The organism is Lentisalinibacter sediminis, assembly GCF_040706615.1.
Classification (GTDB): Bacteria; Pseudomonadota; Gammaproteobacteria; order Steroidobacterales; family Woeseiaceae; genus Lentisalinibacter; species Lentisalinibacter sediminis.
Genome location: NZ_JAPDRF010000005.1, coordinates 320,075 through 340,510, shown reverse-complemented (window position 1 = coordinate 340,510; position 20,436 = coordinate 320,075). Strand labels below are relative to the sequence as shown.

The window sequence follows — 20,436 nt, the reverse complement described above, 5'->3', positions numbered from 1 at the left end:
TAGATCGCACGGCGACGATCGGCCATACTCGCTGGCATGCCATCATTTGTCGCCGAACTCCAACGCCGTAATGTCCTCAAGGTCGCCGCTGCCTATGCGCTGGTTAGCTGGATCCTGATCGAGGCAGGTTCCGTTCTGCTGCCCACCTTCGGGGCGCCGGAGTGGTTTTTCCGCGTCTACGTGCTGATCGTGGCCGCCGGCTTCGTCGTGTCGCTGGTCGTCGCCTGGATTTACGAAGTCACCCCTGAGGGCGTCAAGCGGGATAAAGACATTGATCGGTCCACATCGGTCACCGGGCAGACGGGGCGCAGGCTCAACTACGGCATCATCGGTCTGCTCGCCGTCGCACTGGCGATCTCGATCACGCTCAACGTCACCGGCGTGCGCCAGGGCGATGCCCCGGCCGATGACGTTACCCGCCAGGGATCCATCGCCGTGCTGCCGTTCACGAGCCGCAGCACCGATCCTGAGAACGCGTTGTTTACCGACGGCATCCATGACGACCTGCTGACGAGCCTGGCCAACGTGCGTGCACTGAAAGTCATTTCTCGCACCTCGGTACTGAAGTACCGCGACACGACCAAAAACCTCCGCGAGATTGGCAACGAGCTGGGCGTCGCCAACGTCCTGGAAGGTTCGGTGCAGCGCGCCGGCAACAACGTGCGCATCAACGTGCAGCTCATCGATGCACGGACCGACGAACATATCTGGGCGAAAGCCTACGACCGGGAACTCACGGCGAAGAATATCTTCCGGATCCAGAGCGAAATCTCCAGAGCAATCACCGGCGCACTCAGGAAGCAATTGACGCCGGCAGAGCAGGACCGACTGGTAACCGTTCCTACAGAGAACCTCGAGGCTTACCGCCTCTACATTGCCGGCCGCAACAACGTGTACGAGCGGCGTCTCGAGACATTGCAACTTGCGCGGCAGCAGTTCCTCAAGGCGATCGACCTGGATCCCCAATACGCGCAAGCCTACTCCGGTCTCGCCGACAGCGTCATGCTACTGCTCATCAACCACAGTGCGATTCCGCGCGACGAAGCGTTCGCCCAGGCGCAGGCGGCGCTGGACAAGTCGCTTGAACTGGACGACACCAATGTGGATGCCTGGGCATCGCTCGGCTTGCTTGAGATGCACCGTGCGCAGCAAACCAGCGTCGATCCGGATTACGCGCCGGCCGAGGCCGCGTTCACCCGTGCCATCGAGATCAGTGGCAATCACGCGGAGGCCTATTCCTGGTACGCGAGTCTGAAAAGCGCGAAACTCGAATACGACGCTGCCATCGATCTGTTTCGCAAGTCGCTCGAACTGGATCCGCTCGCACGCATTCCGCGTTCGAATCTGGCCGGCGTTTATGCGCAGCTCGGCCGCAATGACGAGGCGCTTGGACAGTGGCTGGAAGCCACGCGCATCAACCCCGAATGGCCTGTGGCTTACGGCAACATCGCCCGACACCTGATCGGGCTCGGCCGTTTGGACGAAGGCTATGCCTGGGCGGAGGCGGCACACCGGCTCAGCACCGATCCGCTGAGCGGCCAGACGCGTATCACCGTACTGCTCCAGTTCGGTGAGAACCGGCGGGCGGCCGCCATGCTCGATGCCATACCCGAGCGGCACCCGTTGAAGCCGGCTGCGCTGGCCTACCAGGCGTTTTTCACCGGCGATCTCGTAGAAGCGATGGAACGTTGGAAGGCCATTGTGAGCGCCGGCGCCAGCCCTATACAGAACGTCGTGATCGACGCGATTTCGGATGCGGCGGCCGTCATGGGGGATTACGAGACGTCGTTGGATTACTGTCTGCGGCTGACGCCGACGTTGACGGAGCCGCGATTCAAAGTTGATGAGCTCAACGCGCACAACGCTCTCAAGTACGCGTTCCTGCTGCAGCGCGACGAACCCGGAAGCGCACGCGCCGCTGCGCTCCTCGACGATCTGCTGGTCCAGTTCGAGTCCGGGCCTCGGATGGGCGCATCCGGGCATGGCATTCGAGATGTGCAGGTGCTCGCGTTGCAGGGCAAGCAATCACAAGCACTGGCGCGGCTACAACGGGCATTCGAGGAGGGTTTTCGCGGCGTGAGGAATTTCGACAACTGGTCGCTCGCGGAAGACCCCTACCTCGTTTCGATTCGAGATACGCCGGAGTTTCGTGACGTGACGGCGGGTATCGCTGCCGCTAACACGCTGATGAAAGCACGGCTCGAGGACGCGATCGCAACGGACGATCTGAAGTCTCTACGGGACTTGACCCGCCGCAACGGCCGGCAGTAACCACTGCATGGTTGTCTGAAGGTAAGGGAATGGCCCCGGGCGGGACACATTACCGATGGTGATGGTGGCCGGTTCGGTCTGTGTCATCCCGTCTAATGAGATCGCGGTTCCTGCGGCCAGGATTTCGGTGGTTCGGCCGGACAGCGGAGGCGTAGCCGGGCTGACCGGCTATCGCGTCAGCGTCGCGCATCAGCCTAATCGCTGCGGACATCGTCGCTGCTGGTTTCATTGCTGACGTACGCCAACAGGCGTTTCAAGGTATCGAGTAACTTATCCAGGTCGGCGTATCCGGCAGGGGCGGCGGAGCCTTAGCCGACCTCAGTTCTTCAGTCAGGCCACTCGTGGTGCCGTAGATCGGAGCCGTAACGGTCACTGGGACGGGTTCCCGTAACGTTTCGTGGAGGGCTCGGTAAACCGCAACTGCATTCAGAAGAGCGAGGTGCTTCCCCGGATGTACGCCATCATCGGCGAGCCACGACAGGCCAGGCCCTGTTACGAGGAGCCGCTGCAGGGTCTGGGACACCTCAACGTAGGGGATGCCCGCCTCTTGCGCCGCTGGCCGCACACTTCCTGAAGGTGATCGGCGAGGAACTTGGACGCCACAACCTGAAGCTTACCCGCAAGCAGCTCGGGCTGTTGGAGCGCTACGGCTGGCCGGGCAACATCCGGGAGCTGAAGAATGTCATCGAGCGTGCCGCGGACTGGCATGTCTGGGGCGAGGACGGCGCGGCCGACCTGCTGGGGCTCAATCCGTCGACGCTGAAGTACCGGATGAAACAGCTGGGGATCGAGAAACCGGGGGCGCCGTAGCGCGAACTCGCCGCGCGATCACTGCCGCAGGGCCTTCCTGATTACCAGCTTCAGCCCGGACCACGTCTCGGCGACCGCACAGACCTTTTCTACCAGCCCCATCGGCAGCGCGAGTTCACGCACGACGTCCTCGCTCACGTCCGTCTCGACGGCGGAGGCCTTCTTTGGCCAGGAAACCCACAGAGCACCGTCCTGGGGTATTTCATTCAGGCCGCGTTCCAGTTCGGTACGGAGATTCGCGCGAGACTTGGTGAAGACGAGCAGGATGTCGAACGGAGGGTGGAGCCTGGACGATACGACGACCCCCTCGGGCAGTGGTGCCAGCAGATCCGCATAGTGGGCCGGAGCGCCTCTCGCTTTTACGCGCGTGCCCGGCTTGATGCCGAGTTTCCTGCTGAGCGGGGTACCGGAGTATCCGGCCATTGCTGAGGTCCTTGGTTGTCCCGCTGCGTCCGCTTGGCATTGGCTGGTGCTTATGTCTTTTGGGTGCGCGGATTGAGCAGTAAGCAGATGCTTACGCCGCCGATACGAGATTCTCCCGAATGATTCTCGGGTGGCGCGCAGCGATCCTGAGCAGCGCAAGCGCTGGCCCTTCGGGCTTTCTGCGCCCCTGCTCCCAATTGCGCAAGGTATGGACGCTAATCTCCATGGCCCGAGCAAACTCGGCCTGACTCAGCCCGACGAAACGCCGCAGCGCGGCGATATCCTCTCCGGTGAGAATGCCTCCTCGGATCAGGCGAGCCCTGAGCTTCGCCGGCAATGACCTCTCGAATTGTTCGTCCAAAATCTTGGGAATCTCGGTCATCGATACGAATCCATATACTTGCGGTACAGGTTCTGCTCTCGCCTCGTTGCGAAGCGCGCTCCTATGATGCGGACGAGATCGTCCTCCGGCTCCATATAGACTACGACCACGATTCCGCGGTCAACCGGGCCAATTCCGATGAATCGGTCCTCCTCGTCCGAATGGTCGGCGTCAAAGATTTCCAAGTAGTCGCCACCGCTGTGAAAAAGCTGCGAGGCCTCAGAAAGCGACAGGCCGTGCTTCTTGCGATTGGCAAGATTCTTCGCGTCGTCCCATTCGAATCTCAGGGATTGATTATAAGTCAATGACGTAGTCCGTCAATGGCTTAGGGCTATGCGCACGAACACGCCGTCGGCTCGTGATGATCGTCGGCGCGTGTCAGACCCGGCTTCTAGAAGGGACTGGCCGGCGTTCAGGAGGCTTCCCGGTGTTTCAGCGGAAACGTATTCGAGAATCTACTTTAGGAAAAGGTCTAACGTGAGGCCTTACCCCGGCGCCGGTTATGAGCCATTGGCGATATGCTCATCGCCCGTCGCGAGTGCAGGCGCAGTAATATGGTCGCTCCCTCTGTGCCAGCTCGCCACTCGAATTTCGGTGCGATTGTTCGAGAAACTGGCAGGCCGATCAGGGAATCATGTCGGCATGGATCGCTTCGTTCTTGGCAGCGCCAACGCCAGCCGTGCCTCAGTACAGATGCTGCTGAAACCCCACAAAGACTTCGAGGCAACATCTGCGCGATTCCCGTCGAAAGTCGACTGGCGTTCGGGAATCACTCACGCAAACCCTCGCGCTTCATGCATGCATGTGGCCCCCAGCCCAGCGGTAGTGCGGGGAGAATCGCGCTGAGGCGTTAGATATTCAATCGTCCGCTTCCGGCCAGTAGCGGTCAGTGAAAAGAGCCCCGCTCTGTAGGCGGGGCTCCGTTCTAGTGTTTGCCGGCCGAAAGGAGGTCAGCGAGAAGGATTCTCCGGCCCAGGGACAATCGCGGGCAAAGGCTCACAGATTACAAGCGGGTACTCGGCTCCGATTGCTTCCATAACCTCGATGATCCGGCCGCTGACGACATAGGCCATCTCACCAGCGAGCTGGTCCGGCGGGACTGGCCAAGCGCCATCGCAGCGCCGCGGCCACACGCTCAGCAGGTCACAGGCCATCTGAACCTGGGGCTCTTCGCCAACAAGCAGGTTTACCGAAGCGTCGGACAGCGCTCTGGTGAAGTTCTTGAGATGCGCATCCGCGCTTCGACCGGGCCCGTAGCCAAAAAGAGTGCCGTCGGCGACATAGTCATCAACATCGTCGATCAGCGTCATCAGCATCGCGAGCGCACTTTCGGAAACCACGGGCTCACAGGTGTCGCCATCAAGCTCGTAGCCTTCATCGCATGTGACGATGCACTCGCCTGATTCGCATGCGACGGTCCCATTGTCCACCGGCCCACAAGCGTTGCCGCAGGTGCCACAATTGCTCACGTCGGTCTGCAGATCGACGCAAAGCCCATAGCAATTGGTGAGAGGCGCACAGGGATCGCCTTCGATTCCCTCACCCATGAGCTGGATATATAGCGAAGGCGCATTATCGGAGCTGTTGTAGATCCACATGTCCGCCATCGCGAAGCTCCAGTCATTCGGCGTGAAGCTGAGTTCGATGTCCAGAGATTCGCCGGGCAAAATTTCCGCCGGCACGGCGGCGTTCCATGTGAATGCGCCGCCTTGGTTGAAGGTGAACTCAATCGCGGAAACCGTGATGACCTCCCCAGCATCCTCATTGGTCAATGTTAGCGTCTGATATGCCGTGCCCCCGATCGTGACCTGCCCGAAATCCACGTAGAGCGGGGACCATGTCAACTGGGCCGCTGTCGCGATTAATGGAAGGGATGCTGCTGCGAGAAAGAGCAGAAGCCTGTGAATACGCATGTTAAAACCCTCCTGCTGCGGGCGGGCAGCTGGAGGCTTGCGGCAGACTCTTCCCTGATCTGTCAAGCAAACAGCCACCTTGGCTGTCCACGGTAAGCTCACCATTCCTTGGCAATTTCAACGTGCAGGAACTGGGCCGTCCGGTCAATACGGGAATCTACGATGGGAGAGTCTGCTTCGGGTCGTTAAGCGACCTTAACCGCCCAAGACAGAGGGCTATCCAGGGTCCGCAAGTACAGCGAAACCGGCCACGAGCGCTCTGCTTGACGAGTTGTGATGCAGACAACCGGCATGCACAATCGGGCGTATGGAAGACAAGTGGCCACCCCGTAAGCGGGCAACCTACCTTCGCAAGCTATTCGCTAAGCTAAGCGCGAAGCGGGGTGAGATGATGGCTAGTGCGCGGGCCAATGGTCGGGCGCCACGGAAACGATTGTCTGCAAATCAGCGTGCGCGAATACTTGCTAAGACTGACGGCCGGTGTCACATCTGTGGGGGTAAGGTTGGAGCGAGGTGGCACGCTGATCATGTACAAGCTTACGGCGGGGGTGGGGAACATGCGGAAGAGAACTATCTGCCTGCCCACGAACTGTGCAATAACTACCGGTGGCATTACCTACCCGAAGAGTTTCAGTACATTCTGAAGCTCGGTGTTTGGGCGAAATACCAAGTCGAAAAAAAGACAGCTGTCGGCGAGGAAATTGCCGCAGGTTTTGTACAGCAGGAACGCCGTAGAAAGCGGCGACGTCGGCATGACGAGTAGCCTTCGTGGACCGCGGTAGAGAGCCGTCCATGTAACCTCCGAGCAGATTCGAAATGCTTGGGGTTCACGACCAATTCACCTTCAACTTCGCAAGATTTTCGGCGACCCATTCCTGTGCTTGACGTTCGCTGACTTCCTCGCAGTTTGAATCGCCCCCAATTCCGCTGATGTGTCGCCACGTGAAGGCGTCCTCGATCCACTCACCGGTCATTTTGTCGAGATGATAAGCGACAGCCTCGCCTTCAATGTAGGCGACACTTAAGCCGTCGAAGATCAAGTAATAACGGCGGGTGGGACTCTTGTCTGTTTCGTCGTCCGGATGAATAGTGCCGTGTTTCATCCTGGGTCGCCTTGCAGAGTATCACTCTTCAAAAGAAGAACGCCTGGAAATGAGGACGGAGCAATTTCTCTGATCGAAGATACAGACAATTGGTCGCTTCGGATCGATAGCGGACATCATAACCAGCTGGATCTGCCGTCTGATTCGCCTCAAGCTCCGACGCTTTTAATTGCTAGAATCCACAGCACCGCAGCCGCGCTGCCTACTCCACCGTCACCGACTTAGCCAGATTCCTAGGCTGATCCACATCCGTCCCCTTCAGAACGGCGACGTGATAAGCGAGCAACTGCAGCGGCACGGTATACACAATCGGCGCGATCAACCGATCGGCATGGGGCATATCAATGACCTTGATGCCCTCTTCACTCTTGATGCCCGTCTCCTTGTCGGCGAACACATAGAGCTGTCCGCCGCGAGCCCGCACCACCTGCATGTTCGACTTCAGCTTGTCCAGCAGCTCGTTGTTGGGCGCGACCACCACCACCGGCATGTCCTCGTCGATGAGGGCCAGCGGGCCGTGCTTCAGTTCTCCCGCGGCATACGCCTCGGCGTGGATGTAGGAGATCTCCTTCAGCTTCAGCGCGCCTTCCATGGCTACCGGCCACATGGGGCCACGGCCGAGGAAGAGCGTGTGGTGTTTCTCCGAGAAGTCCTCGGCCAGGTCCTTCAGCGCGTCGCTCATGCCGAGGGCCTCTTCCACCGCCGCCGCCGTGTGCATGACGTGGGGCACGAGCTCATCTTCCAGTTCCGCGCTCATGCCGCGCTGTCGGGCGAGGATGAGGGTGACCAGCAGCATGGAGAGCAGCTGGGTGGTGAAGGCCTTGGTGCTGGCCACGCCGATCTCAGGGCCGGCGTGGGTCATCATGGTGAGGTCGGATTCCCGCACCATGGAGCTGTGAGCGCTGTTGCAGATGGTGAGGCTGCCGACATAGCCGGACTGCTTGGCGATGCGCAGCGCCTCGAGTGTGTCGGCGGTCTCGCCGGACTGTGACAGCGTCAGGAACAGGGTGTTGGGCGGCACGGCCACCTTGCGGTAGCGGTATTCGCTGGCGATCTCCACCTGGCAGGTGACGCCGGCGAGTGACTCCAGCCAGTACTTGCCGACGCAGCCGGCATGGTAGCTGGTGCCGCAGGCGACGATGTGGATGTGCTCGACGCCATTCAGCATCTCGGCCGCCTGGGGGCCGAGGGAATCGGTGACGACCTTGCCGCTCTCGATACGGCCGTACAGGGTGCTGGCCAGCGCGCTCGGCTGCTCGAAGATCTCCTTCAGCATGAAGTGGCGGTAGGGGCCCTTCTCCGCCGAGTCGCTGCTCCACTGGGTCTCGTGCACCTTGCGCTCGACCGCGTTGCCGTCCACGTCGAAGATGTTGACGGCGTCGCGTTTGATCTCGGCGAGGTCGCCCTGCTCGAGGTAGATGAAGCGCTGGGTGACCGGCAGCAGCGCGGGCACGCCGCTGGCCACGTAGTTCTCCCCGATGCCGAGCCCGATGACCAGCGGGCTCGCGACGCGGCTGACGACGAAGCGGTCCGGATCCGACGCATCGAAAACCAGCAGTGCGAAGGCGCCGGTGAAGCGGGCGACGGAGCGGCGCACGGCCTCGGGCAGGTCGCAGCCTGACTTCAGGTGGTCGTGGACGAGGTGGGCGGCCACCTCGGTGTCGGTCTCGGAGAGAAACTCGTAACCCTTGGCCTCGAGTTCGTCCTTGATCTCTTGGTAGTTCTCGATGATGCCGTTGTGGATCACGGCGACGCGGTCGCCGGAGAGGTGCGGGTGGGCATTGGCCTCGGTGACGCCGCCGTGGGTGGCCCAGCGAGTGTGGGCGACACCGAGACGGCCTTCGAGAGGGTCGGCCTCGAGCTTCGCGTCGAGTTCGGCCACCTTGCCGACGGTGCGGCGGAGCCCGATGTCGCCGCCCGGCTGCAGCACGGCCACGCCCGCGGAGTCGTAGCCGCGGTATTCCAGACGCCTGAGGCCCTCGACGAGGACCGGGACCACGTTCCGTTCAGCGATGGCGCCGACGATACCGCACATATATTTCTCCTTGCTGCAGCCGCGAGCCCGTCAGGACTGCTTCTTCTGCGGCCGCTTCCAGTGTTCCAGTGTGATCTGCTTGGTCCGGGCCAGCGTGAGCTTGTCCGCCGGGGCCGGCTTGCTGATGGTGGAGCCCGCGCCGATGGTGGCTCCCGCGCCCACTTCCACCGGCGCGACCAGGTTGACCCCCGAGCCGATGAACGCGCCGTCGCCGATGACGGTGCGGTGCTTGTTGGCGCCGTCATAGTTGCAGGTGATGGTGCCGGCGCCCACGTTCACCTTGCGGCCGATGGTGGTGTCGCCGATGTAGGTCAGATGGTTCACCTTGCTGCCTTCGCCGATCAGACTCTTCTTCACCTCGACGAAGTTGCCGGCCTTGGAGCCGTCGGCGAATTCGGCGCCGGGGCGCAGCCGCGCGAACGGGCCGATCTGGCAGCCGGCGTGGATGACGCTCTCCTCGATCACCGTGTGAGGATGGATCACGGTATCGGCGCCGATGCGGCTGTCGCGCACCACCACGCCAGGGCCGATATGCGCCCGGTCGCCGAGCACCACCTCGCCCTCGAACACGGCATTCACGTCGATGAAGACGTCGCGGCCCACGGTCAGCGTGCCGCGGATGTCCACCCGGGCCGGGTCGGCCACGGTGGCGCCCGCCGTCATGATCGCATCCACCCGGCGGCGCTGCAGCGCCCGCTCGGCCTCGGCCAGCTGTCGCCTGTCGTTAATGCCCATGACCTCGGTCCAGGAGTCCGCCTTCACGCCGTGCACGGCGACTCCCTCGGCCACCGCGCTGGCGATGATGTCGGTGAGGTAGTACTCGCCCTGGGCGTTGTCGGCGCTCAGGTTCTCGAGCCAGCCCGAGAGCCGGGCCGCCGGGGCAATAATAATGCCGCTGTTGATCTCGGCGATGTCGAGCTCGGCGCCACTCGCATCCTTTTGCTCGACGATGCGCTGCACGTCGCCGTCCGCGCCGCGGACGATGCGCCCGTAGCCCGTCGGGTCCGGCACGTCCACCGTGAGCACGCCAACGCTGCCGTCTGCACAGGCCTCGACGAGGCGCTCGAGCGTCTCCGGCCGGATCAGCGGCACGTCGCCGCACAGCACCAGCACCTGGTTGGCCACCGGGGTGTCCGGCAGCGCCTGCATGACCGCGTGGCCGGTGCCCAGCTGCTCCGCCTGCAGGGCCCAGCGGAGGTCGGCCTGGGGGAAGGCTTCCCGCACCCGGTCGCCGCCGTGGCCATAGACCACGCAGACGTCGTCCGCGCCCAGCGCGCGGGCGGTATCCACCACGTGGGCCAGAAGCGGGCGGCCCGCCAGCGGCTGCAGGATCTTGGGCAGGTCCGAACGCATGCGGGTGCCCTGTCCGGCCGCGAGTATGACGATGCTGAGTGGCAAGGGTTTCGGGTCTGTCTGTGGGAGTGTTTACGTAAAATGGAATGATAGCGCAGGCGCCGAGGCCGTGATGTTACCCGGTTCACACGCGTGACGGTGCTCAGCGTCCGTTCAGTTTGGCTGTGGCAGAATCCGCGGATCACAATCCTCCCGGGAGGACGGACATGATTGGCAGCCCCAAAACAGAGGCCGCGCGCCGGCCCGGTCCCGCGGTGACGCTGGCTATCGCGGCGGCGACGCTGGCCCTGGCCGCCTGCGACGGCCGCATCTACGTGCGCGACGGCGTCACCGACGGCGACACGTTCTACCTGCCGCCGCAGGTGCTCATCGACGACAGCCCGGACCTGCAGAGCTGGGTGGCCTACAGCCTCGACCGCAGCACCTGTCAGCTCATGATCGGCGGGGACAACCCGGCCCGCAACCATTCCTGGGACTGCGAGCTGGGGGCACGGGAGATACTCGTGGAGACCTGGCACGACCAGAGCCGCATGAAGGACGCCCGGGACGAGTACCTGGACACGCTGGCGGCGGTGGCGGATGCGGGCTATCTGGACGAGTACGTCTGGCACTACCACGCCCGGGACGACTGGCGCCGGCCCCCGCAGCTGGAGCAGGCCGCGTTCGAGCGCTGGCAGCGGCAGCGCCTGGCGGATCATCGGCCCCGCACCCGTATCGTGGGGTCCTGGAACTACGCGAGCGTGACCGGGGCGCTGCGCTGAGGACCGCGGCGGAGTATCAAGACTTGAGGCGGCGGTCGAAAGCCACCGTCTTCACCAGCGCGTAGACGGGCAGGCCGGGCTCGAGCCCGAGGTCCCGCACCGCCAGCCGGGTGATACGCGCCCGCACTATCGCCCCGCCGCAGTCCAGCCGCACCTCCGCATACGGGCCGGTCTCCTCCTGGATTTGCACTACGGTGGCCGGCAGCTGGTTGCGCATGGATACCCCCTCCAGCCGCCGCAGGGACAACGCCACGTCGCGGGCGCGCAGCCGCACCCGAACGCGCTCGCCCACTCCGGCATGCATGGCACCCGGCGTCCACAGCAACCCCGCGCCGACGTCCACGCAGGTCAGCGAGTGTTCCTCGTCGTGGCGGGTGACATGGCCCTCGAGCAGGGAGCCGGCCTCGAAGTGTCCGGTGACTTCGGCACCGAGTCGCTCCAGCATGGCCACCGTCGGACCCTGGCCGGCAGTGCGGCCGTCCCGCAGCGCCACGAGGCGGTCGGCGATCTGGGCGATCTCCTCCACCAGGTGACTGACGAACAGCACGGGCAAACCGAAACGCCGTGGCAGCTCCGCGATCATCGCGAGGATGACGGCCTTGCGCTCCCGGTCCAGCGCCACCAGCGGCTCGTCCATCAAGAGCAGACGCGGGCGGGCCAGCAGAGCGCGGCCGATGGCCACCCGCTGGGTCTCGCCGCCGGAGAGGGTATCCACGCGGCGGTCCAGCAGCCCGGCGAGCCCGAGGGCCGCGACCACTTCGCTGCGGCGCACCGACGGACCGCGCGGATCCGCCCGGCGGGCGCCGTAGTCCAGGTTGCCGGCCACATCCAGGTGCTCGAACAGGCGGCCGTCCTGGAAGACGACGCCCACCGGCCGGCGATGGGCCGGGAGGAAGCGCCGGCCGTCCTGCCAGATCACGCCGTCCGCCTCGATTCGGCCGGTGCCGGGCAGGAAGCCCGCGAGCGCCTGCAGCAACGTGGTCTTGCCGGCGCCGCTGGGGCCGAACAGGGAGGTGATGCCCTCCAGTTCCAGCGCTTCGTCCACCCGCAGTTCGAAGCGGTCACGGCGGACGTGGAGGTCGATGGCGAGACGCATCAGGCCACCCGGGTACGGTAGCGGCCGTTGGCGAGATATACCGACAGCAGCACCACGAACGAGAAGATCAGCAGCGCCGCGGCCAGCCGATGGGCGGCCGCGTAGTCCAGCGTCTCGACGTGCTCGAAGATGGAGATGGACAGGACCCGGGTGCGGCCGGGGATGTTGCCGCCCACCATCAGCATGACGCCGAACTCACCGAGGGTGTGGGCGAAGGTGAGCACCGCAGCGGTCACATAGCCCCGCAGCGCCAGCGGCAGCGCCACCGAGAAGAAGGCGTCCAGCGGACTCGCCCGCAGGCTGGCGGCGGCCTCGAGTCGCCGGCGGCCCACGGACTCGAACGCGTTCTGCAGCGGCTGCACGGCGAATGGCAGCGAGTGCAGGCAGGAGGCGATGACCAGCCCGATGAAGGAGAAGCTCAGGGTGTCGCCGGTGAGCTTTACCCACCAGCTGCCGATGGGGCCGGCGGGGCCCAGCAACACCAGCAGATAAAACCCCATGACCGTGGGCGGCAGCACGAGCGGCATGGCCACCACGGCCTCTGCCACCCGGGCCCAGCGGCCGCGGGCGAAGGCCAGGCGCCAGGCCAGCGGCGTGGCCACGAGTATCAGCACCACCACGGTAGTGGCAGCCAGCAGTAGCGTGGTGCGCGCGGCTTCCCAGTCGGCCGGAGAGAGCATATCAGTGGGTGCGGTAGCCGGCGCGGCGGATGACGGCACGGGCGTCGTCGCTACGCAGAAATTCGAGGAAGGCGGTCGCGGCGGGGTTATCCGCGCCCCGTGATAGCAGGACGGCAGACTGGCGCAGCGGCGAGTACAGCGCCTGGGGCGGCTCCCAGTAGCTGCCGGCCGGCGCGCCAACCGCTACGAGGGAGGAAAGCGCCACGAAACCGAGGTCCGCCGCGCCGGATGCCACCGCCGACCAGGCGCCGGCCACGCTCTGGCTGCGGGCGATCCGCCCGGCGAGCGGCTCCCAGCGCCCAAGGGCCGTCAGTACTTCCTGCGCGGCGGCGCCATAGGGCGCGGTGCGGGGGTTGGCGACGGCGAGATGATGGAACTCGCCTTCCAGGGCCTCGGGCCCGTGGATCCGGTCCGGATCGGCGGACCAGAGCACCAGTGTGCCGACGGCGTAAACGAAGGCGCTGCCGGGCACCGCATGGCCCTCTTCCAGCGCGCGCGCGGGCTGGGCCTCGTCGGCGGCCAGGAAAACGTCGTAAGGGGCGCCGTTCGCGATCTGCGCGTACAGGCTGCCGGTGGAACCGGCCGAGAGGCGCAGCTCGTGGCCGCTCTGCTTTTCGAATTCGGGTTCCAGCTGCTCCAGCGTGGCGAGGAAGTTGGCGGCAACCGCCACCGTGACCTCCGCGGCCCGCACAGCCGGGCTGGCGAACACGACGGCGCTCGCGACGATCAGGAGCGCCAATACGGTCTTCGGTGCCATGGCCCGCCGGACGGCCGTTCGTCCTGTTGCGGTGTGGCGCATGCGGGGAAGCCTCCGTGCAGAGGCATCTAATCTGCGCGGGCGCGCAGGCGGGGTCAAGCGGGACTCAGCCGGACTTGCCCTTGAGCTTCTGGGCAGCGCGGTAGCGGGCCTCGGCCTCGGCCAGCTCCTGCTGGGCCCTGGCCAGGTCGGTCTCCTCGGCGGCCCCTTCCAGCGCCTTCTCGGCGGCTTCCTTGGCCTGCAGGGCGGCGGCCTCGTCCAGCTGCTCACCGCGGAGAGCCGTGTCGGCCAGGATGGTCACCATGTGCGGCTGGATCTCGAGCACGCCGCCCGTGAGGTAGAAGTTGTGCTCGGCGCCTTCCTCGTCCTCCACCCGGCACATGCCCGGCTTCAGCGTCGTCAGCAGCGGCGCGTGGCGGGGGGCGATACCCACCTCGCCCTCGGACGCCGGCGCGAAGACCATTGCGGCGGTGCCGGAATAGATCTCGCCTTCCGCGCTGACGATGTCGACTTTGATGGTTGGCATTGCTCGTTAGCCTCGTGTGCCAGTACAGCGATGCAGCGGCCGTTACTGCATCTTCTTGGCGTTCTCCACCGCTTCTTCGATGGTGCCGACCATGTAGAAGGCCTGCTCCGGGATGTGGTCGTACTCGCCGTCAACGATGCCCTGGAAACCGCGGATGGTGTCCTTCAGCGTGACGTAGGTGCCGGGCGTGCCGGTGAAGGTCTCGGCCACGAAGAACGGCTGGGACAGGAAGCGCTGGATTTTGCGCGCCCGATTCACGGTGAGCTTCTGCTCCTCGGAGAGTTCGTCCATGCCGAGGATGGCGATGATGTCCTGCAGTTCCTTGTAGGTCTGCAGCACGGCCTGCACCGAGCGGGCGCAGTCGTAGTGCTCCTGGCCGATCACGTTCGGGTCCAGCAGGCGCGAGGTGGAGTCCAGCGGATCCACGGCCGGGTAGATGCCGAGTTCGGCGATCTGGCGGGACAGCACCAGCGTGGCGTCCAGGTGGGCGAAGGTCGTGGCCGGCGACGGGTCGGTGAGGTCGTCGGCGGGAACGTACACGGCCTGGAACGAGGTGATGGAACCGGTCTTGGTGGAGGTGATGCGCTCCTGCAGCACGCCCATCTCCTCGGCCAGCGTCGGCTGGTAACCCACGGCGGAGGGCATGCGGCCCAGCAGCGCCGAGACCTCGGTGCCGGCCAGGGTGTAGCGGTAGATGTTGTCGATGAACATCAGGACGTCGCGGCCCTCGTCGCGGAAGTACTCCGCCATGGTGAGGCCGGTGAGCGCCACGCGCAGGCGGTTGCCCGGCGGCTCGTTCATCTGGCCGAAGACGAGCGCCACCTTGTCGAGGACGCCCGCTTCCTTCATCTCGTAGTAGAAGTCGTTACCCTCGCGGGTACGCTCGCCGACGCCCGCGAACACGGACAGGCCGGAATGCTGCTTGGCGATGTTGTTGATGAGCTCGAGCAGCGTCACCGTCTTGCCCACGCCGGCGCCGCCGAACAGACCCACCTTGCCGCCCTTGGCGATGGGCATGATCAGGTCGATGACCTTCACGCCGGTCTCCAGCAGCTGGGTGGCGGCCTCCTGGTCCTCGTAGGCCGGCGGCTTGCGGTGGATGGGCCAGAGTTCCTCGGTGGACACCTCGCCCGCGTCGTCGATGGGCTTGCCGAGCACGTCCATGATGCGGCCGAGGGTGCCGGCGCCGACCGGCACCGAGATGGGCTGGCCGGTGTTCTTCACCGTCATGCCGCGCTGCAGGCCCTCACTGGAACCCATGGCGATCGTGCGGACCACGCCGTCGCCGAGCTGCTGCTGTACCTCCAGCGTCAGCCCGCCGTCTTCGAGTTCCAGCGCGTCGTAGATATTCGGGATGGATTCCCGGGGGAACTCCACGTCCACGACGGCGCCGATGATCTGCACGGTCTTTCCGGTGCTCATGCGTATTTCCTCATCATTCGAATCGGGCCTGAAGGCCTGTTCGGGCCTGAAGGCCCTCCTACATTCTCAAATCGGGCCTGAAGGCCCTCCTACATTAAATTCAATCAGCCGCTCACGGCTGCCGCGCCGCCCACGATCTCGGAGATCTCCTGGGTGATGGCGGCCTGGCGGGCCTTGTTGTACTGCAGCTGCAGGCTCTCGATGATGTCGCCGGCGTTGTCCGTGGCGGACTTCATGGCGATCATCTTCGCGGCCATCTCGCAGGCGAAGTTCTCGACCGCGCCGCGGTAGACCTGGGATTCGATGTAGCGCTGCAGCACGTCGTCCAGCAGTTCCGCCGGATCGGGCTCGTAGATGTAGTCCCAGTGCTGCTGCAGCTCTTCGTTGTCGCCCTCGATCTCGCTGACCGGCAGGATGGTCTTCACCTCCGGCTTCTGGCTCATCGTGCTCACGAACTCGTTGTGCACCAGGAACAGCCGGTCGATGCGGCCCTCGCTGTAGGCGTCCAGCATCACCTTGATGGAGCCGAGCAGGTCGTTGATCTGCGGCGAGTCGCCGAGGTGGCTGGCCGTGGCGACGACATTGCCGCCGACCCGGCGGAAGAACTGCACCGCCTTCGCGCCGATCAGGGCCAGGTCGAACTCCACCTCCTGCTCCTGCCACTGGCGCAGCTCCTGGATGACGCGCTTGAACATGTTCACGTTCAGGCCGCCGCAGAGGCCGCGGTCGGTGGAGATGACGATGAAGCCGACGCGGCGCGCCTCGCGCTGCTCGAGCCACGGGTGGCGGTAGTCCGGATTGGCCTGGGAGAGGTGGCCGACCACCCGGCGGATACGCTCGGCATACGGGCGGGAGGCCTCCATCTGGGCCTGCGCCTTGCGGATCTTGCTCGCCGCGACCATTTCCATGGCGCTGGTGATCTTCTGCATGTTCTTTACGCTCTTTATCTTGGAGCGTATTTCCTTCTCGCCAGCCATATTGCTCTCTCGGGCTCTCTCTCGGGTTTCTCGGGGACGCTGTTACCCGGCGCTTACCAGGTGCCGGTCTCCTTGAACTCCTGCAAGACCTTCTTCAGTCCGTCCTGGATCTCGTCGTCGTAGGCACCGGTGTCGTCGATCTTCGCAATCAGGTCAGCGTGGCTCGCGTGGGCGAAGGCATGCAGGGCGGCCTCGAAGTCCACCACCTTGTCCACGGGCACGTCGTCGATATAACCCTCGTTGACCGCGTAGAGGGAAAGGCCCATCTCGCCGACCGACAGGGGCGAGTACTGCTTCTGCTTCATCAGCTCCGTGACGCGCTGGCCGCGTGCCAGCTGCTTGCGGGTGGTCTCGTCCAGATCGGAGGCGAACTGGGCGAATGCCGCCAGCTCCCGGTACTGGGCCAGGGCCAGGCGCACGCCGCCGCCGAGCTTCTTGATGATCTTGGTCTGGGCCGCGCCGCCCACGCGGGACACCGACAGGCCGGCGTTGATGGCCGGTCGGACGCCTGCGTTGAACAGGTCCGACTCCAGGAAGATCTGGCCGTCGGTAATGGAGATCACGTTGGTGGGCACGAAGGCCGAGACGTCGCCGGCCTGGGTCTCGATGATCGGCAGCGCCGTCAGCGAGCCCGTCTTGCCCTTCACCTCGCCGTTAGTGGCGCGCTCGACGTAGTCCTCATTCACCCGCGCCGCGCGCTCCAGCAGGCGGGAGTGCAGGTAGAAGACGTCGCCGGGATAGGCCTCGCGGCCCGGCGGGCGGCGCAGCAGCAGCGACACCTGGCGATACGCCCAGGCCTGCTTGGTGAGGTCGTCGTAGATGATGAGCGCGTCCTGGCCGCGGTCGCGGAAGTACTCGCCCATGGCGCAGCCGGCGTAGGGGGCGATGTACTGCATGGCGGCGGATTCGGCGGCGGTGGCCGCGACGACGATGGTGTGATCCATCGCGCCCTCTTCCTCGAGCTTGCGCACGACGCCGGCCACCGACGAGACCTTCTGGCCCACGGCGACGTAGATGCACTTTATGCCCTTGCCTTTCTGGTTGATGATCGTGTCGACTGCGATGGCAGTCTTGCCGGTCTGGCGGTCGCCGATGATCAACTCGCGCTGGCCGCGGCCGATCGGCACCATGGAGTCGATGGCCTTCAGGCCGGTCTGCACCGGCTGGTCCACCGACTTCCTTTCGATGACGCCCGGGGCGATCTTCTCGATGGGCTCGAAGCCGGACTCCTTGATGTCGCCCTTGCCGTCGATGGGGCGGCCCAGCGAATCGACGACGCGACCGAGCAGCGCCTCGCCCACCGGCACCTCGAGGATGCGGCCGGTGGTCTTCACCGTGTCGCCTTCCGAGATGTGGGTGTAGTCACCCAGGATCACGGCGCCCACCGAGTCCTGCTCGAGGTTCAGGGCGAGGCCGAACGTGTCGCCGGGGAACTCGAGCATCTCACCGTACTTCGCATCCGTGAGGCCGTAGATGCGGGTGATGCCGTCGTTCAGACCGATGACAGTGCCGACGTCGCGCGCCTCGGCGGCGGACTCGAAATTCTGTATGCGCTCTTTAATCAGTTCACTGATTTCAGAAGCCTTGAGTGCCATGTCTCGTTCCTCTTAGCTGCCCAGTACGTTGGCGAGCTTCGTGAGCCGCGAACGTATCGAGCCATCAATGACAAAGTCGCCGGCGCGTATCACGGCGCCGCCGATGAGTTCTTCGTCCACCGCCGTGGAGAGTGTCACCTCCCGGCCCAGTTTCTCCTCGAGTGCCTTGCGGATGCGCGCCGACAGTTCGTCGGTCAGCGGCGAGGCGGCGGTCACGGTCACCTCGATGGTGTTCTCCAGTTCCGCTTTCAGCTCATCGAAATGGCCGGCGATCTCCGGCAGCACCTCGATGCGGTCGTAATCCACCAGCAGCCGGAGCAGGTTCGTGCCCTTCGTCTCGCCGCCCGCGAGCATCTTCGCCGCGGGCACCTCGGCGAACAGGCCGGTCAGGAACTCGATCCGCTGCGTATCGGAGTAGCGCGGGTCGTGCATCACCCCGGCCACGCCATCGTCGGCGGCGACCGTCGCCGCCACGCCGAGCGCCGAAGACCAATCGTCCAGCGTGCCGTCCTGGCGCGCCAGGTCGAACAGGGCGTCCGCGTAGGGTCTTGCCAGGGTGTGCTTGTCCGCCATCGTCCGCCCCTAGAGCTGGGAGGCCAGCTTGTTCAGGATGTCTTCATGGCTGGCGCTGTCGATCTCGCGCTGCAGGATCTTCTCGGCGCTCGCCACGGCGATAGCAGACACCTGGCCGCGGAGTTCCTCCCGCGCCTTGTGGGTCTCCTGCTGTATCTCCGCGCGCGCGGCCGCCAGTTGGCGCTCGCGTTCGCGCTCGCCCTCTGCCTTGCCTTCGGCGACGATCTGGTTGGCCCGTGCGTTCGCCTGATCCACGATCTCCTGGGCCCGTTCCCGGGCCTCACGCACGAGTTCATCGACCTTCGCTTCGGCCGTCTCGAGACTCTGCTGACCGCGCTCGGCCGCCGCGAGGCCGTCGGCGATGGTCTTCTGCCGTTCCTCGATGGCGTTCATGAGGTGCGGCCAGATGAACTTCATGCAGAACCACACGAAGAACAGGAACGCGACGGACTGGCCGATCAGTGTCAGGTTGATATTCACCTGCGTTTCTCCTCAATCTTTCCTGGGTATCCCGGCTGTGGGCCGCTCGTCATGCAGGCACACGCCCGCACACGGCCCGGCGACGCCGGAATACTCAGCCGAGGGTCGCCTGGAGCTGACCGACGAAGGGATTCGCGAAGGCGAACAGGAGCGCGACACCCACGCCGATCATCGCGACGGCGTCGAGCAGGGCGACGACCAGGAACATCTTCGTCTGCAGCATCGGTGCCAGTTCCGGCTGGCGGGCAGAGCTCTCGAGGAAGCGGCCGCCCAGCAGTCCCATGCCGATGGCGACGCCGATGGCGCCGAAGCCGATCATGATTGCCACCGCAATCGCCGTCATGCCAATTACAAAGTCCATCAGTTTCTCCGTCTCAGGATCAGGTCAGTTGAAAGGAATCGTCGTTGAGAAAGACTCGATACGGAATCAGTGGTGCTCGTGAGCAAGGCTCAGGTAAACGATCGTGAGCATCATGAAGATGAAGGCCTGCAGGATGATCACGAGGATATGGAACACCGCCCAGGCAAAGTGCAGCGGCAGCTGCCACAGCCCGACCAGCGCGATGAGGATGAATATCAGCTCGCCGGCGTAGAGGTTGCCGAAGAGTCGCAGCGACAGCGAGAGCGGCTTGGCCAGCAGGGACACGCCCTCGAGGATGAAGTTGAACGCGATGATGAACGGCGCGCCGATGAGGCCGAGGCCCTTCGACGGCGGCTTGATGGGGTGCAGCGTCAGCTCGCCGATGAAGCCGCCGAAGCCCTTCACCTTGATGCTGTAGAACACGATCAGCGCGAACACCGACAGCGACAGCCCGAAGGTCACGTTTACGTCGGTGGTGGGCACCACCTTCAGATACGGGATGCCGATCAGCTCGGCCGAGTACGGCAGCCAGTCCACCGGCACCAGGTCCATGAGGTTCATCAGGAAGACCCAGATGAATACGGTCAGGGCGAGGGGCGCGATGAGGTCGCTCTTGCCGTGGAAGGCGTCCTTCACGGAGCCGTCCACGAAGTCGACGATGAGCTCGATGAAGGCCTGCAGCTTGCCGGGCACGCCGCTGGTGGCGGCGCTGGCCACCTTGCGGAACAGCCAGATGAAGGCGAAACCGAGGATCACGGCGACCACGATGGAGTCGACGTTGATGGCAAAGAAGGTGCTGCCGCACTTGTTCCATACCCACTCGCCGTCCACCCGGCACACCTGCAGATTCTGCAGGTGATGCGAGATGTATTCGCTCGCGGTTCTGTCCGCCGGGGAGGTGCCTTCGCCTGCCATGCC

General features: G+C 64.5%; 22 protein-coding genes. 4 read left to right on the top strand and 18 right to left on the bottom strand.

Annotated features, from left to right (window positions below; genetic code table 11):
* Positions 1-36: 36 nt before the first annotated feature.
* Positions 37-2,271, top strand: a complete 2,235-nt coding sequence (locus ACJMKX_RS11985) for a tetratricopeptide repeat protein (RefSeq protein ID WP_405225498.1) — start codon at positions 37-39, stop codon at positions 2,269-2,271.
* Between the two features lie 372 nt (positions 2,272-2,643).
* Entirely contained in the window at positions 2,644-3,081 is a 438-nt protein-coding gene (locus ACJMKX_RS17980) for a helix-turn-helix domain-containing protein (protein ID WP_452233334.1), read from the top strand.
* Between the two features lie 18 nt (positions 3,082-3,099).
* On the opposite strand, the gene ACJMKX_RS11975 is transcribed toward ACJMKX_RS17980, so the two are convergent.
* From ACJMKX_RS11975 to ACJMKX_RS11960, 4 genes are all read right to left on the bottom strand, one after another.
* A complete protein-coding gene (locus ACJMKX_RS11975; protein ID WP_405225493.1) occupies positions 3,100-3,504 on the bottom strand; it encodes a DUF3052 domain-containing protein in 405 nt (134 codons plus the stop codon).
* Between the two features lie 91 nt (positions 3,505-3,595).
* The gene (locus ACJMKX_RS11970) at positions 3,596-3,886 is read right to left on the bottom strand and encodes a helix-turn-helix domain-containing protein (RefSeq protein WP_405225491.1); all 291 of its coding nucleotides are present in this window, start codon (positions 3,884-3,886) and stop codon (positions 3,596-3,598) included.
* On the bottom strand, positions 3,883-4,191 hold the full coding sequence (locus tag ACJMKX_RS11965) for a BrnT family toxin (protein WP_405225488.1): 309 nt from the start codon (positions 4,189-4,191) through the stop codon (positions 3,883-3,885). The genes ACJMKX_RS11970 and ACJMKX_RS11965 overlap by 4 nt, the downstream gene beginning before the upstream one ends.
* A 645-nt stretch (positions 4,192-4,836) precedes the next feature.
* On the bottom strand, positions 4,837-5,799 hold the full coding sequence (locus ACJMKX_RS11960) for a choice-of-anchor D domain-containing protein (RefSeq protein ID WP_405225486.1): 963 nt from the start codon (positions 5,797-5,799) through the stop codon (positions 4,837-4,839).
* Positions 5,800-6,106: 307 nt separating this feature from the next.
* Between ACJMKX_RS11960 and ACJMKX_RS11955 the strand changes: the two genes are divergently transcribed.
* Positions 6,107-6,562, top strand: coding sequence for an HNH endonuclease (locus ACJMKX_RS11955; RefSeq protein WP_405225483.1), 456 nt, complete (start codon positions 6,107-6,109; stop codon positions 6,560-6,562).
* A 64-nt stretch (positions 6,563-6,626) separates the two neighbouring features.
* On the opposite strand, the gene ACJMKX_RS11950 is transcribed toward ACJMKX_RS11955, so the two are convergent.
* From ACJMKX_RS11950 to glmU, 3 genes are all read right to left on the bottom strand, one after another.
* The gene (locus ACJMKX_RS11950; protein ID WP_405225481.1) at positions 6,627-6,902 is read right to left on the bottom strand and encodes a hypothetical protein; all 276 of its coding nucleotides are present in this window, start codon (positions 6,900-6,902) and stop codon (positions 6,627-6,629) included.
* A gap of 202 nt (positions 6,903-7,104) precedes the next feature.
* Entirely contained in the window at positions 7,105-8,937 is a 1,833-nt protein-coding gene (gene glmS / locus ACJMKX_RS11945; RefSeq protein ID WP_405225478.1) for a glutamine--fructose-6-phosphate transaminase (isomerizing), read from the bottom strand.
* 30 nt (positions 8,938-8,967) lie between these two features.
* The gene (glmU, locus tag ACJMKX_RS11940) at positions 8,968-10,335 is read right to left on the bottom strand and encodes a bifunctional UDP-N-acetylglucosamine diphosphorylase/glucosamine-1-phosphate N-acetyltransferase GlmU (RefSeq protein WP_405225475.1); all 1,368 of its coding nucleotides are present in this window, start codon (positions 10,333-10,335) and stop codon (positions 8,968-8,970) included.
* Between the two features lie 161 nt (positions 10,336-10,496).
* On the opposite strand from glmU, the gene ACJMKX_RS11935 reads away from it, so the two are divergent.
* Positions 10,497-11,051 carry a hypothetical protein gene (locus tag ACJMKX_RS11935; RefSeq protein ID WP_405225472.1) on the top strand — a complete coding sequence of 185 codons (555 nt, stop codon included), beginning with the start codon at positions 10,497-10,499 and terminating at the stop codon, positions 11,049-11,051.
* Between the two features lie 16 nt (positions 11,052-11,067).
* On the opposite strand, the gene modC is transcribed toward ACJMKX_RS11935, so the two are convergent.
* From modC to atpB, 11 genes are all read right to left on the bottom strand, one after another.
* Positions 11,068-12,147 carry a molybdenum ABC transporter ATP-binding protein gene (gene modC / locus ACJMKX_RS11930; protein WP_405225469.1) on the bottom strand — a complete coding sequence of 360 codons (1,080 nt, stop codon included), beginning with the start codon at positions 12,145-12,147 and terminating at the stop codon, positions 11,068-11,070.
* On the bottom strand, positions 12,147-12,827 hold the full coding sequence (gene modB, locus ACJMKX_RS11925; RefSeq protein ID WP_405225466.1) for a molybdate ABC transporter permease subunit: 681 nt from the start codon (positions 12,825-12,827) through the stop codon (positions 12,147-12,149). The genes modC and modB overlap by 1 nt, the downstream gene beginning before the upstream one ends.
* 1 nt (position 12,828) lies before the next feature.
* Positions 12,829-13,584, bottom strand: coding sequence for a molybdate ABC transporter substrate-binding protein (gene modA / locus ACJMKX_RS11920; protein ID WP_405225463.1), 756 nt, complete (start codon positions 13,582-13,584; stop codon positions 12,829-12,831).
* 106 nt (positions 13,585-13,690) lie between these two features.
* Positions 13,691-14,110, bottom strand: a complete 420-nt coding sequence (locus tag ACJMKX_RS11915) for a F0F1 ATP synthase subunit epsilon (RefSeq protein ID WP_405225460.1) — start codon at positions 14,108-14,110, stop codon at positions 13,691-13,693.
* 42 nt (positions 14,111-14,152) lie between these two features.
* A complete protein-coding gene (gene atpD, locus ACJMKX_RS11910) occupies positions 14,153-15,532 on the bottom strand; it encodes a F0F1 ATP synthase subunit beta (RefSeq protein ID WP_405225457.1) in 1,380 nt (459 codons plus the stop codon).
* Positions 15,533-15,636: 104 nt separating this feature from the next.
* The gene (gene atpG, locus ACJMKX_RS11905) at positions 15,637-16,509 is read right to left on the bottom strand and encodes a F0F1 ATP synthase subunit gamma (protein ID WP_405225454.1); all 873 of its coding nucleotides are present in this window, start codon (positions 16,507-16,509) and stop codon (positions 15,637-15,639) included.
* 53 nt (positions 16,510-16,562) lie between these two features.
* Complete coding sequence (atpA, locus tag ACJMKX_RS11900; RefSeq protein WP_405225451.1) at positions 16,563-18,104, bottom strand: F0F1 ATP synthase subunit alpha; 1,542 nt, start codon at positions 18,102-18,104, stop codon at positions 16,563-16,565.
* 12 nt (positions 18,105-18,116) lie between these two features.
* On the bottom strand, positions 18,117-18,677 hold the full coding sequence (locus tag ACJMKX_RS11895; RefSeq protein WP_405225448.1) for a F0F1 ATP synthase subunit delta: 561 nt from the start codon (positions 18,675-18,677) through the stop codon (positions 18,117-18,119).
* A gap of 9 nt (positions 18,678-18,686) precedes the next feature.
* Complete coding sequence (locus ACJMKX_RS11890; protein ID WP_405225445.1) at positions 18,687-19,157, bottom strand: F0F1 ATP synthase subunit B; 471 nt, start codon at positions 19,155-19,157, stop codon at positions 18,687-18,689.
* A 94-nt stretch (positions 19,158-19,251) separates the two neighbouring features.
* Positions 19,252-19,518, bottom strand: coding sequence for a F0F1 ATP synthase subunit C (gene atpE / locus ACJMKX_RS11885; RefSeq protein ID WP_405225442.1), 267 nt, complete (start codon positions 19,516-19,518; stop codon positions 19,252-19,254).
* 66 nt (positions 19,519-19,584) lie between these two features.
* Positions 19,585-20,433, bottom strand: coding sequence for a F0F1 ATP synthase subunit A (atpB, locus tag ACJMKX_RS11880; RefSeq protein WP_405225439.1), 849 nt, complete (start codon positions 20,431-20,433; stop codon positions 19,585-19,587).
* Positions 20,434-20,436: the final 3 nt, after the last annotated feature.

Coding starts and splice junctions, on each gene's coding strand:
- ACJMKX_RS11985 (WP_405225498.1), top strand. CDS start 37: ATGCCATCATTTGTCGCCGAACTCCAACGCCGTAATGTCCTCAAGGTC.
- ACJMKX_RS11975 (WP_405225493.1), bottom strand. CDS start 3,504: ATGGCCGGATACTCCGGTACCCCGCTCAGCAGGAAACTCGGCATCAAG.
- ACJMKX_RS11970 (WP_405225491.1), bottom strand. CDS start 3,886: ATGACCGAGATTCCCAAGATTTTGGACGAACAATTCGAGAGGTCATTG.
- ACJMKX_RS11960 (WP_405225486.1), bottom strand. CDS start 5,799: ATGCGTATTCACAGGCTTCTGCTCTTTCTCGCAGCAGCATCCCTTCCA.
- ACJMKX_RS11955 (WP_405225483.1), top strand. CDS start 6,107: ATGGAAGACAAGTGGCCACCCCGTAAGCGGGCAACCTACCTTCGCAAG.
- ACJMKX_RS11950 (WP_405225481.1), bottom strand. CDS start 6,902: ATGAAACACGGCACTATTCATCCGGACGACGAAACAGACAAGAGTCCC.
- glmS (WP_405225478.1), bottom strand. CDS start 8,937: ATGTGCGGTATCGTCGGCGCCATCGCTGAACGGAACGTGGTCCCGGTC.
- ACJMKX_RS11935 (WP_405225472.1), top strand. CDS start 10,497: ATGATTGGCAGCCCCAAAACAGAGGCCGCGCGCCGGCCCGGTCCCGCG.
- modC (WP_405225469.1), bottom strand. CDS start 12,147: ATGCGTCTCGCCATCGACCTCCACGTCCGCCGTGACCGCTTCGAACTG.
- modB (WP_405225466.1), bottom strand. CDS start 12,827: ATGCTCTCTCCGGCCGACTGGGAAGCCGCGCGCACCACGCTACTGCTG.
- modA (WP_405225463.1), bottom strand. CDS start 13,584: ATGGCACCGAAGACCGTATTGGCGCTCCTGATCGTCGCGAGCGCCGTC.
- ACJMKX_RS11915 (WP_405225460.1), bottom strand. CDS start 14,110: ATGCCAACCATCAAAGTCGACATCGTCAGCGCGGAAGGCGAGATCTAT.
- atpD (WP_405225457.1), bottom strand. CDS start 15,532: ATGAGCACCGGAAAGACCGTGCAGATCATCGGCGCCGTCGTGGACGTG.
- atpG (WP_405225454.1), bottom strand. CDS start 16,509: ATGGCTGGCGAGAAGGAAATACGCTCCAAGATAAAGAGCGTAAAGAAC.
- atpA (WP_405225451.1), bottom strand. CDS start 18,104: ATGGCACTCAAGGCTTCTGAAATCAGTGAACTGATTAAAGAGCGCATA.
- ACJMKX_RS11895 (WP_405225448.1), bottom strand. CDS start 18,677: ATGGCGGACAAGCACACCCTGGCAAGACCCTACGCGGACGCCCTGTTC.
- atpE (WP_405225442.1), bottom strand. CDS start 19,518: ATGGACTTTGTAATTGGCATGACGGCGATTGCGGTGGCAATCATGATC.
- atpB (WP_405225439.1), bottom strand. CDS start 20,433: ATGGCAGGCGAAGGCACCTCCCCGGCGGACAGAACCGCGAGCGAATAC.